This window comes from Shinella sp. CPCC 101442 (genome assembly GCF_024704725.1).
GTDB lineage: Bacteria > Pseudomonadota > Alphaproteobacteria > Rhizobiales > Rhizobiaceae > Shinella.
In genome coordinates, this window is the sequence record NZ_JALIQS010000015.1 from 56,784 (window position 1) to 67,967 (window position 11,184).

Below are 11,184 nucleotides of genomic sequence, written 5' to 3' on the forward strand. Positions count from 1 at the left end.
AAATGAGCGTTAGCCTCTCGGAGACACAAACGCGGCGCCAGCGGGTGCAGCGCATTTGAGATGACAGGTGAAAAGCATCGCGGATTTCATCGTCGAGCTAGCCTCGGCGGCACAGGACCTAGCTACCCTTTCCGAGGGCGAGAAGCTCCGCCTGCTCGGCCGCGCCTATGTCACGATACGGGATGGCTGGCGGGTGCTGGGAGAACCTGCGAGTCTTGAGGGATCCGCCGAGGCCATGGACCTCACTCAGGCGGGCGGAATGCCGGTGCACCTCTACGACGACGAGATGAAGGCGATCCCTCTCGAAGCGGCCAAGGTTATTTGGGAGATCGAAACCGCGATCACAGCAAAAGGCGGCATAGAGCCGCCAACCGCGTCAGCGACGAAGGATCGGTGATGCTCGGCTATTAGATCGTCCGGACGTCTTCCGCCTTCGACTTACCTGTTTTACGATCCTGGCCAATTTCGTAACTGACTTTTGCGCCATCGCGCAGCGGGCCGCCCGACAGTACGGCCGAAACGTGGACGAAGACATCCTGCCCGCCATTGTCCGGCGTAATGAAGCCAAAACCCTTGTCCTGATTGAAAAACTTGACCTTGCCGATTGCCATGCAATCCTCGAAAATTGAACGGCGGGAGCGCCGCGCCGACCATATTCGTCGCCGATCGTGATGGTAACCAAGCTGCTGATGCGCGCGCGGAACAACGATCGCGCAGGTGTGTTTCCATGTCGGCGCCGGCAAAACCATTCTCGGGTTGCCGCAAGCATTGACGTCGCGGGAGACAAACGCAATGACCGATATACGAACGAAGGGCTTCGACAGCCCGGCCCAGCTGCGCGAGCATCTCGCCGAGCTCGAAGAAGAAAGCCCTGCCGAGGATCCGATCGTTGGGAACGAACATCCATCAGCGCACCAGCAGATTGAGGCTCTTCGGCGAGAAGTGGCCGATCTGCGCGCTCGACTGACCACCATCCGAAAGCAGACCGACGGCATGGATGCGCGGCCGTCGCGAGAGGATCTCCATCCTTGGCTCAGGGTTCTCGCCACGGCCGCCACGACCTATCTCCTCGGCCGGCTCGTGCAGCGTCTCCGTCTTGGCGCGCCTGGCGCAGCCGCCGTGCCGATGATCGCCTCGCAGATCGACCGCAGGATCTGGTGAGGTCGGTCATGGCGGCTGACAAGCTCTCGACCTACAAAAAGAAGCGCGATTTCAAGCAGTCGCAGGAGCCGAGTGGCTCGACGGCCGTCGAATCCTCAAACCGGCTACGCTTTGTCATCCAGAAGCACGACGCCACACGCCTGCACTACGATCTTCGCCTCGAGCTCGATGGCGTGTTCAAATCCTGGGCGGTGACCAAGGGACCGTCGCTCGATCCCCATGACAAACGGCTGGCTGTCGAGGTCGAGGATCATCCGCTCGACTATGGTGACTTCGAAGGCACGATCCCGAAGGGCCAATATGGCGGCGGCGCGGTCATGCTATGGGACCGAGGTTATTGGGAGCCGGAAGGCAACAAATCGCCGGAGGAAGCCCTGAAGAAGGGCGATTTCAAATTCACGCTGCATGGCAAGCGCCTGAATGGCAGTTTCGTGCTCGTCAGGATGCGCAACGATCGCGATGGCGGCAAACGGACAAACTGGTTGCTGATCAAGCACCACGACGACCATTCCGTCGAAGAGAACGGCGCAGCCATCCTGGACGAGAACATGACGTCGGTCGCGTCTGGCCGGACGATAGAGCAGATCGCCGGCGGCAAGGGGCGGAAGCCGAAACCGTTCATGACGGCCAGCCGCGACGTCGAGGCGGACGCGGTCTGGGACAGCAAGCACGCCGACGAGCGCAAAAACAAGACGCACAAGGAAATCGCGACATCGACGGCGGCCGATCTGCCGGACTTCATTCCTCCGCAGCTCTGCGAAACGCTCGAACGCCCGCCCGCCGGCGATAAGTGGCTGCATGAGATCAAGTTCGACGGCTATCGAATTCAGATGCGGGTTGCGAATGGCCATGTGACGCTCAAAACCCGTAAGGGCTTGGATTGGACCGCCAAGTATCCGGAGATCGCCGAGGCCGCCGTGTCGCTTCCGGATTGCATCATCGACGGCGAGATTTGTGCGCTCGACGACACCGGCGCTCCGGATTTCGCAGCATTGCAGGCAGCGCTGTCGGAGCGCAACACCGGCAATCTCGTCTATTTTGCATTCGACCTCCTGTTCGATGGAGGGGAAGACCTTCGCGAAAAGCACCTGGTCGACCGGAAAGCTCGGCTGCAGGAGCTGCTTGTGGACGCGACCAAGGATCCGCATCTGCGTTTCGTCGAGCATTTCGAGACGGGCGGCGATGCGGTTTTACGCTCCGCCTGCAAGCTCTCGCTCGAAGGCATCGTCTCGAAACAGACGGATGCGCGTTATCAATCCGGCCGCACCGACACCTGGGCGAAATCGAAATGCCGCGCAGGGCACGAAGTCGTCATCGGCGGCTATGCCAAGACGAACGGCAAATTTCGCTCCCTGCTGGTCGGCGTCAATCGCGGCGAGCATTTCGTCTATGCCGGCCGCGTCGGCACGGGCTATGGCGCCAAGAAGGTTGAGACACTGCTGCCCAGGCTCAAAGCCGCCGAGGCAGAGAAATCCCCCTTCACCGGTATCGGCGCGCCCTTGAAGGAGAGGGAGGTCGTCTGGCTGAAACCCGAATTGGTTGCAGAAATTGAATTCGCCGGCTGGACCGCGGACGGTCTGGTTCGCCAAGCCGCCTTCAAGGGCCTGCGGGAGGATAAGCCGGCCGCCGAGGTCGAAGCCGATAAGCCGGCCTCGCCGGCAAAGACCGAGACGCCGGAGCCGGCCGCGGCAGTGGAGAAACCCGCGCGCCGTAAAGGGGCGAAGGCCGAAGTGATGGGCGTGCTCATCTCCAATCCGGACAAGCCTTTGTGGCCGGACGCCGGCGACGGCAAGCCTGTGACCAAGGAAGAGCTGGCCCACTATCACGAAGCTGTCGGCTCCTGGCTCATTGAGCATGTAAGGGGTCGGCCGTGCTCGATCATCCGTACTCCGGATGGCATTGGCGGCGAGCAATTCTTCCAACGCCACGCCATGCCCGGTACCTCAAATCTGCTGGAACTGGTCAAGGTCTTCGGCGACAAGAAGCCGTACCTACAGGTCGATCGTGTCGAGGGTCTCGTCGCCATCGCGCAGATCGGCGGCATCGAGCTGCACCCGTGGAATTGCGAACCGGGAAAGCCCGCGGTGCCGGGCCGACTGGTATTCGATCTCGATCCCGGCCCAGATGTGCCATTCTCGGCCGTGGTTGCGGCGGCCCGCGAGATGCGTGATCGGCTCGACGACCTCGGCCTCATCAGTTTCTGTAAGACGACCGGCGGCAAGGGGCTGCATGTCGTCACACCGCTCGCGGTCAACGCACGCAAGCCGCTCTCCTGGGCCGAGGCCAAGGGCTTTGCTCACGACGTCTGCCAGGAGATGGCGCGCGACAACCCGGACCTCTACCTCATCAAGATGACCAAGAGTCTGCGAGAAGGTCGCATCTTCCTCGACTATCTCCGGAATGACCGCATGGCGACTGCGGTGGCGCCGCTGTCACCCCGGGCGCGGCCCGGCGCCACCGTCTCGGTGCCGCTCACCTGGACGCAGGTCAAATCCGACCTTGATCCGAAGCGGTTCACGGTTCGGACCGTGCCGGCGCTGCTGGCGGAGACGAGTGCCTGGGACGATTACTGCGATGGCCAGCGCCCGCTGGAACAGGCGATCAAGCGCTTCGGCAAGCATAAGGCGGCCGCATGACCTTTGAACGGGAGAGCGTCGAGACCACGAAACACGACCTTCCCATCGAGCATCTGGCGCGCCTCCCGTCGAATTCGCGGGCTGCGCGGCTGACTGACACCGCCCTTCGCGTTCGCGGCACGCGGATTTCGCTCGGCGCGGACTCTGTCCTCGGCCTTGTCCCAGGTATCGGCGATTTCGCTTCGGCGGCTGTCAGCCTCGTCATCGTCAACGAGGCGCGCCGTCTCGGCGTGCCGAATGACAAGCTCGTCAAGATGCTGGTCAATGTCGGCTTCGATACGGTCGCGGGCAGCGTGCCCGTGCTGGGCGACGTCTTTGACGTCTATTTCAAGTCAAACCGCCGCAATCTTCAGCTGGTGCTGGATCACTTCGGTCTCGACCAGGCCAACCTTGACCGGCGACGATAGTCACTTGCCGACGGTTAAGGTTTTCATGTCGAAGACAGCGGCATTGTCCTGGACTTCCCGCAGGCCCTTGTAGGAGGCGTGGCGCAAATTGCCGTCGTCAGTCCAACCGCGGAATTCGATCTCTGCGATGAGCGTCGGCAGCGCGAACACGTAGTTCTTGCCCTTCAGTGGCACGGCAGGCGTTTTGGTCCTGAGCTTGTCCAGCGTCTTGCGCAGATATTCGGAGTCCGCCGTCTTGAAGCCGGTTCCGACAGAACCGACAGAAACCCAGGTATCGCCGCGCCGCGCGACGAGCAACAAGCTACCGATCCCGCCACGCGCTGCAGCGGATTGCTCATAGCCGACGATCATGAAGCTCTCACTCTGGACGCATTTGATCTTGACCCAATCGCCTGTTCGCCCCGACCGGTATGGCCGGTCGCGGTGCTTGGCGATAATGCCTTCAAGGCCCATCGAGCAGGCATTCGCGAGCAGTTCGGCGCCGTCGCCCCGCGCCTCCTGCGAAAGCTGTACCGCCCAGATTGCGCCCTCGAGGAAATCCGAAAGCAGATGCCGTCCAACCAGAAGCTCCGTCTTCATCAGATCGTGGCCATCGAAGTGGAGGAGATCGAAAGCGAAAAAAACGGCCTCCGTTGAGGTGCGCTTGCCGCCGCGGCCGCCGAGCGAGCGCTGCAGCGCCCCGAAATCCGCGTAGCCCTCCTTGTTGAGAACCACTGCCTCACCGTCGAGAATGGCAGTCCCGACGCCGAGCTTCTTGGCGGTTTCGGCAATTTTGGGAAACCTGTGTGTCCAGTCATGGCCACCGCGGGTGATGATCCGCACCGCGTGGGGCTCGATGTGGATCGCCAGGCGATACCCGTCCCATTTGATCTCGTAGAGCCATTCCGGCCCTTCCGGCGGTGTTGGACGAAGAAGGGCGAGACAGGGCTCGACGCGCTGGGGCACCGGATCGAAAGGAAGGCTTGGCTGCTCAGGATCGCGTTTGCAAACCGGGCGAGACTGCAGTGTGTCGCCGGACTCATCGTACAACGGTATGACAGATCGGCGCTTTTGTTTCATCGATATCCATCACATGTGGAGAGTTCGAACATAGGTGATGTCCGTGAAGATTTCAGGATGCGCGCTTGCCTTTTTCACCGGCGGCCAGGCTTTTGCGCAGCGCGTCCATGATGTCGATGACATTGCTCTCGGTGGCCGCGCCGTCATCCTTGGCCTTGCCTTTTTTCGAGGGTTTCAGAGCCTTTTTCTTTTTCGCGATAATGTCGAGCAGAGCTTCCTGCACAGGGTCGGAAACCATATCCGCCGACCATGTCTTGGTGTGCTGCTTGATGAATTTCTCGACGAGGGGAATGAGATCGGGGTCAGCTTTGTTGTCGATATCCTCGAAGTAGGACTCTTCCGGCCGGACCTCGTCGCCGAAGCGCAGCGTCCAGAGCACGATCCCTTCGCCGCGCGGTTCGAGCACGACCGCGCGTTCCCGCCGGCCAATGACCAGCCGTGAGATGCCGAATACCTTGTCGGAAGCCATGGCGTCGCGAATGACGGCAAAGGCCTCGTGGCCGACGGGATCGTCGGGCACGAGATAGTGCGGCTTTTCGAGATAGATCCATTCTATGCTGTCGCGCGGGACGAACTTGTCGATGTCGATAGTCTTCACCGTGTCGAGCGCGACGGCGTCCAGTTCGTCGTCGGTGAGCAGCACATAGTCGTTCTCGCTGCGGGCATAACCCTTGACCTCGTCCTCATCCTTCACGGGCTTGCGCGTGACCGCATCGACATATTGCGAGACGACCCGGTTCCCTGTCTCCCTGTTCAAGGTGTGGAAGCGGACCTTCTCGCTCTCCGAGGTCGCCGGCGACATCGAGACCGGGCAGGTGACGAGGGAGAGCTTCAGATAGCCTTTCCAATAGGGACGCGGCGCCATGATCGTTCTCCTTAACCGGCTTTACGATGTGCGGACGACGAGCCGCGCGCCTTCGATGCCGTCGCGCGCTTGCGCCCGGCGCCCTTGTTGGCATTCGCAGCGGCGCGCTTCGGCTTGTCATCGCTGGCCTTCAGCATCTTGGCGCTTTCGCGCAACGCGGCCAGCAGATCGTCCGGTCTGGAGACTTTGACCTCCTTGCGCTTCGGTAGGGCCTTGCCTTCGATTTTTGCCTTCACCAGTTCAGCGACCGCCGTCTCGTAGCGATCATCGAACGCGGCGGGATCAAAGGTTCCTTTCTTGGTGGCGATGATATGCTTGGCGAGATCCAGCATCTCGCCCTTGATCCGCAGCTTCGGCACCTCTTCAAACGCCTTCTCGGAGGAGCGGACCTCGTAGTCGTACTGCATCGTGGTGGCGATCAGACCGTTGCCGTGTGTTCGGATTAGGACGGTGCGAATGCGCCGGAACAGGACGGTGCGGGTGACCGCGGCAACCTTCGACTTCTCCATCGCATCGCGTAGCGCGGTGAAGGCGTCCGAAGAAACCCGGTCGGTCGGCACTAGATAGTAAGGTTTGTCGAAATAGACGTCGTCAACGTCGGAGCAGGGGATGAATGCCTCGATGGTCAGCGTCTTGTCGCTGTCGGGAATGGTCGCCGCCACCTCTTCCGGATCGATCATGATGTACTGGCCGTTCTCGATCTCAAAGCCCTTGGTCTGGTCTTCGCGCTCGACCTCCTTGCCGGTGTCGCTGTCGACAAAGACCCGGTTGACGCGATTGCCGGTTTTTTTATTGATCGTATGGAAGGAGATCCGCTCGGACGTGCTTGCGGCCGTGTAAAGGCCGACGCCGCAGCTCACCTCGCCAAATTTGATGAAGCCCTTCCACTGAGCACGATGACCGGCCATCTTGAACACTCCCGACTCGACGCAACCACAACGAGTCAAGCGAATCAGAGAGGAATTTGTTCCGAGTCGAAACGAATCGGAAATCAATAACTTAGGTGCTCCTCGTCTCCCTTTCTGCGAGTCTCGAATATGTCATTGATTCGCTACATCTTTTACGGTGCGAGCGCGTTCTTCCGGGACCGCAACCTGGCGGGATGCAAGACGGCGGAGACTGAAGTTGCCCCGGCACCGCGAGCGCGGTGATCGGTGCACAAAACGCTGAGGGATTGGTTGCCTCGGCCGCGAGCGGTGACGTTATGACGGAGGATGTTGAGATTGCCGATCAGGTCGAGGATGGTGGCGAGCGTGCCTCTGTCTCCTTCCCGTTCGACCGCATGACGGTGCAGCGGTTTCGCGAGACCTTTCCGCGCGCCCGCTGGAGCGACCGGCGAAAGGCCTGGATCGTTCCCGGCACGACGGCGCGCCGACGCATCGATCGCTGGATGGCCAAGGAAGAATCCCGCGTCGATCTATACGCCGAGGCAATGGGCAGGGATGCGTACGCGTTCGAGCCGATCCTAAGCCCCTATCTCAACGTCGATAAGGACGGACTCCGTATCACGACGCCCTATTCCCGCAAAGTGGTCGACGAAATCCGGCAGATGCCTTTCGCTCGCTGGGATGGCGAGCACAAGGTCTGGCGTGTGCCCTTCGCCTCCTATGACGATCTTGTCGACCACTGGCAGGCGATCGAGACGGAAGCACAGCGGTGCGAGCCCGAAGAAAGGCGCAAGCGCGCTGACGCACGCAAAGGGACCGACGAGGAAAGGACTTCCCGCCGGCGGGCGGCCGAGCGCAAGCGTCGTCGCATCCCGCTCCCCGCCCATGACCTGCCCCCATTGGACCGGCCGATCGCGACGACACCGTACGGGATTACCGTCGTAGCCGACATCACCGGGGAGCTGGTCGAGCGTGAAGAGATTGCCGACCTCTATCCCGGCACCGCCGACGGTCATATCTGGGGAACATGGCGAACACCGTCGCTGGACGAATTGGTGCAGACCTGGCCTTCGCGAACCGAACCCAGAGACGACGAGCGCCAGCGCGGCTGGTGGCTGCCGACCCTCGACGAGTTGCGGTGGCAAGGCTAGCCGCGAGGGCGCGCGAGCGCCGGGCGACGCACTAGGCGCCGGCCTGACCTCAATCCGTGGGCGGTTCGATCTCGATCATAACAGGTGCGTGGTCGCTGGTGTGGTCCCAGCTTCGCGGCCGGCGGCGAACGCTGGCAGACGTCAACCAAGAGGCCACAATGGGGCTGAGCAGAAGATGGTCGATGCGCAGGCCCGCATCGCGCTCGAACGAATTGCGCCAATATTTCCAGAAGGTGTAGATGCGTTCGTTCGGATGCATATGGCGGATGGCGTCGGTCCAGCCTTGGGCGACGAGATCTGCGTAGGCTTTCCTGACTTCCGGGTGAAACAGCGCATCGTCACGCCAACGCTCCGGCGCATAGACATCGAGGTCCGTGGGCATGACATTGTAGTCGCCGACCAGCAGGGCGGGTATGTCAAGCGCGATCAGCTCGGCTCCGTAGGTTTTGAGGCGCTGGAACCAGCGCAGTTTATAGTCGAACTTCGCGCCCGGGGCCGGGTTGCCGTTCGGAAGATAGAGGCAGCCGACCAGCATGCCGTCGATGGCGGCTTCGATGTATCGGGCATGCGCGTCGTCTGGATCGCCCGGCAGTCCCCGCCGCGTGAGAAGGGGCACCACACCCTTCGCGAGGATCGCGACACCGTTCCAGCTTTTCTGGCCGTGCCAGACTGCCCCATAACCGGCACGCTCCAGTTCGGCGCGCGGGAACCGGTCGTTTGGCGATTTCAGTTCCTGAAGACAGACGATGTCAGGCGCGTCCTCCTCCAGCCATCGCATAAGGACGGAAAGACGGCCGTTGATGCCATTGACGTTGTAGGTGGCGATCTTCACGAGGTTCCTCTGGAAGCAGCAATCTTGCCGAGACGAAACCATTGCGGAATTTCAAATGTTCCGGCGCTGCAGAAGCTCCACGGTACGCTGATCCGGCTCACCCTCGTAATAGCGTTCCAGGGCAGTCCGAAATCGCGCGGTTTTATGGTCCGTAGCCGCGTCGAAGAGCGTCATCGATGAGTGAAACTTCAGGTCGTCGGGCGAACCGAAGATATCATGGGCTGATCGATCATGATGGGCGAGGACGGCGTCGGTCATCTGCGCCAGGTGGCCGGCCAGAACTGGGTGGCCAAGATAGGCGCGAGCCTCGTCCAGCGAGGCTATGCCGTAGAATTGCGCCGTCGGTGAACGGCCGAGGGCGCGCAGTTGAGGAAAAATGAACCACATCCAATGGCTCTCCTTGCGCCCGCCGCGCAGCTCGGCCAGGGCTGTAGGAAACACTACCTCCTGCGCATCGACAAACCGGTTGAGTTGGAAAGGATCGCCCATCGTCATCAGCTCCGCCTGCAGGCATCGACCGAGCAGATAGCGCGTTGCGGGAAGGGGACAAGATGGATTGATTGGTGCCAGAACCAACCATTGCAAAGATTTCGGACCCTCCTATCTTCTGCCCAGGATCGTAGGAGACGCCCGCGATGACAGAAATTTCGATCGACATCCTCTTTGACGACGCGGCAGAAATCCTGCCGCCCCCTCCGTGCGGCAACGCTGCCCGACAGGCTGCGGTCTGCGTCTGCTGCGGTCGCGCTGGCCAACTCATGGACGATGACGGCTGCGGCATTTGCGATGCGTGCCTCGATGCGCCGCTTCAGGCGACCGGCAATCCCGACGGGCTTGATTTCCCGGATACCTTTTTCCATCTATCGCTCACTGCCCGTCGTCGATGATCTGCCTGCAGCGACGATATCCGTCGCGCGTCCGCGGTCGTCCGGGTTTAGAATGGCGCTCCCCGTAAGGGTTGAGTGCCTTCGTCTTTTCGGAAAAAAGACGGCGGAGGGTGTGGTCACGCGGATCGCCACGAGTATCGTGAAGCCGCCAAGGCCTAGTGGCCAAGCCCGGGAGGGTAGCCCGGCGATCACATGAGAGGCGAGCTATTAGCGCCGCGTTCGCGTGCTTCGAAAACGAAATCGACCGTACGGCCAACCGTTGAAAGGTCGGTCACCGGCGTTTCCGGGAAGGTGATCCAGAACTCGTCTTCAATGAGCATCATGATCTGGGTGACTTCGAGGGAGTCGGCCCCAAGGTCTCCCATGTAGGACGCATCGTTTTCGAGTTCTTCTTTCGGCACGTGAAGCTGCTCCGAGACAATTCTCTTTACCCGGAAGGTAACGTTAGCTCTACTTAAGTCGGCGGTCATGGGGAACTCCTGGATTGGTGGCGAGGAATGAGGCGTACTCATCGAGCCGCTCACGTTCCCGGTGGGATTAGCGGATAGGTCGCGCCGGGCCGCTAGGAGCCCCGCCTTCATCGTCCCAGATATCGATGCCGGCGTTCCGATCATGATGCAGCGCTGCCTTGGAAAGCGGATAGTCTTCCGCTCCAATTGTCGCGCGCTTCATGAGGCGAACGATATTCCTCGCTTCTTCGTTCTCTGGGCCTGCGCCGCCGACAAGTTTTTCGGTTTCGTAGTTTGCGTCACCGAGAACTTGGCGAAGAACTGTTTTTTTTAGCTTCGCCGCAGCTCTCGGTGCCCTGAACGTCAAGATCACCATACTCTTTCCCCCATCATGAGGTGGAGGGCGCTGATAAGGCCGACCGCCAGGAAAAGATGAGACGTGGTTGTAGTGATAAAGTATTGCTCGTTTAAGCGAGCCAGCAGGGAAGACATCTTGTCCTCCTCTCATTTGGGGCCAGGGTAGCTAGCCCTCAAACAGCAGCGCCCGTGTTGATGGCCACTGGAGCAACAACCTTGCGCGCCCATGACGGTATTAGCAACAAATCAAATAAGGTCATTTGAAGCCGGGACGACCCGCTTCCGGCGTTCCCGCCGCGAATGGATTGTCGAGCTCACGTCGCGCCGCAGATGCGACAACATCGATTTCTTCACCAGCGCCGCCTGGTACGCTCAGCCGGCCGTTAGTGAATGCTCGGATCTTATCCTGCTCGGCCTGTGGCAGGCGCGCTAGGGTCAGTACTCGTTAATCACAGCCAGAAGATGACGGTTGCGGCCAGAGCGAGGGCGGAGA

At 60.9% G+C, this 11,184-nt stretch carries 14 protein-coding genes; 6 read left to right on the plus strand and 8 right to left on the minus strand.

Going from position 1 to position 11,184, the window contains the following annotated elements:
- Positions 1–67 precede the first annotated feature (67 nt).
- On the plus strand, positions 68–397 hold the full coding sequence (locus MUO32_RS28080) for a hypothetical protein (protein ID WP_257951677.1): 330 nt from the start codon (positions 68–70) through the stop codon (positions 395–397).
- Between the two features lie 10 nt (positions 398–407).
- Here MUO32_RS28080 and MUO32_RS28085 read toward each other — a convergent pair whose 3' ends face one another.
- Positions 408–611 carry a cold-shock protein gene (locus MUO32_RS28085; protein WP_257951678.1) on the minus strand — a complete coding sequence of 68 codons (204 nt, stop codon included), beginning with the start codon at positions 609–611 and terminating at the stop codon, positions 408–410.
- Between the two features lie 181 nt (positions 612–792).
- Between MUO32_RS28085 and MUO32_RS28090 the strand changes: the two genes are divergently transcribed.
- From MUO32_RS28090 to MUO32_RS28100, 3 genes are read left to right on the plus strand one after another with little or no spacing between them, the layout of a single operon-like run.
- Positions 793–1,161, plus strand: coding sequence for a hypothetical protein (locus MUO32_RS28090; protein ID WP_257951679.1), 369 nt, complete (start codon positions 793–795; stop codon positions 1,159–1,161).
- An 8-nt stretch (positions 1,162–1,169) separates the two neighbouring features.
- The gene (gene ligD, locus MUO32_RS28095) at positions 1,170–3,797 is read left to right on the plus strand and encodes a DNA ligase D (protein ID WP_257951680.1); all 2,628 of its coding nucleotides are present in this window, start codon (positions 1,170–1,172) and stop codon (positions 3,795–3,797) included.
- Positions 3,794–4,204 (plus strand): DUF4112 domain-containing protein, encoded by a 411-nt coding sequence (locus MUO32_RS28100; protein WP_257951681.1) that lies wholly within the window; start codon positions 3,794–3,796, stop codon positions 4,202–4,204. The genes ligD (MUO32_RS28095) and MUO32_RS28100 overlap by 4 nt, the downstream gene beginning before the upstream one ends.
- Here the strand turns inward: MUO32_RS28100 and ligD (MUO32_RS28105) are convergent, their stop codons facing one another.
- Genes ligD (MUO32_RS28105) through MUO32_RS28115 form a run of 3 tightly spaced genes read right to left on the minus strand, consistent with a single transcriptional unit; the run spans position 4,205 to position 7,036 of the window.
- A complete protein-coding gene (gene ligD / locus MUO32_RS28105) occupies positions 4,205–5,263 on the minus strand; it encodes a non-homologous end-joining DNA ligase (protein ID WP_257951682.1) in 1,059 nt (352 codons plus the stop codon).
- 52 nt (positions 5,264–5,315) lie between these two features.
- A complete protein-coding gene (locus tag MUO32_RS28110) occupies positions 5,316–6,128 on the minus strand; it encodes a Ku protein (RefSeq protein ID WP_257951683.1) in 813 nt (270 codons plus the stop codon).
- Between the two features lie 11 nt (positions 6,129–6,139).
- Positions 6,140–7,036: a Ku protein gene (locus MUO32_RS28115; protein WP_257951693.1), complete on the minus strand. Its 897-nt coding sequence runs from the start codon at positions 7,034–7,036 to the stop codon at positions 6,140–6,142.
- Between the two features lie 296 nt (positions 7,037–7,332).
- On the opposite strand from MUO32_RS28115, the gene MUO32_RS28120 reads away from it, so the two are divergent.
- Positions 7,333–8,166 carry a hypothetical protein gene (locus tag MUO32_RS28120; RefSeq protein WP_257951684.1) on the plus strand — a complete coding sequence of 278 codons (834 nt, stop codon included), beginning with the start codon at positions 7,333–7,335 and terminating at the stop codon, positions 8,164–8,166.
- Positions 8,167–8,215: 49 nt separating this feature from the next.
- On the opposite strand, the gene xth is transcribed toward MUO32_RS28120, so the two are convergent.
- Entirely contained in the window at positions 8,216–8,998 is a 783-nt protein-coding gene (gene xth / locus MUO32_RS28125; protein WP_257951685.1) for an exodeoxyribonuclease III, read from the minus strand.
- Between the two features lie 51 nt (positions 8,999–9,049).
- Positions 9,050–9,487, minus strand: coding sequence for a DUF1810 domain-containing protein (locus MUO32_RS28130; RefSeq protein WP_257951694.1), 438 nt, complete (start codon positions 9,485–9,487; stop codon positions 9,050–9,052).
- 146 nt (positions 9,488–9,633) lie between these two features.
- On the opposite strand from MUO32_RS28130, the gene MUO32_RS28135 reads away from it, so the two are divergent.
- The gene (locus MUO32_RS28135; protein WP_257951686.1) at positions 9,634–9,885 is read left to right on the plus strand and encodes a hypothetical protein; all 252 of its coding nucleotides are present in this window, start codon (positions 9,634–9,636) and stop codon (positions 9,883–9,885) included.
- Positions 9,886–10,073: 188 nt separating this feature from the next.
- Here MUO32_RS28135 and MUO32_RS28140 read toward each other — a convergent pair whose 3' ends face one another.
- The gene (locus tag MUO32_RS28140) at positions 10,074–10,355 is read right to left on the minus strand and encodes an acyl carrier protein (RefSeq protein WP_257951687.1); all 282 of its coding nucleotides are present in this window, start codon (positions 10,353–10,355) and stop codon (positions 10,074–10,076) included.
- Between the two features lie 67 nt (positions 10,356–10,422).
- Positions 10,423–10,710, minus strand: coding sequence for a hypothetical protein (locus MUO32_RS28145; protein WP_257951688.1), 288 nt, complete (start codon positions 10,708–10,710; stop codon positions 10,423–10,425).
- Positions 10,711–11,184 lie beyond the last annotated feature (474 nt).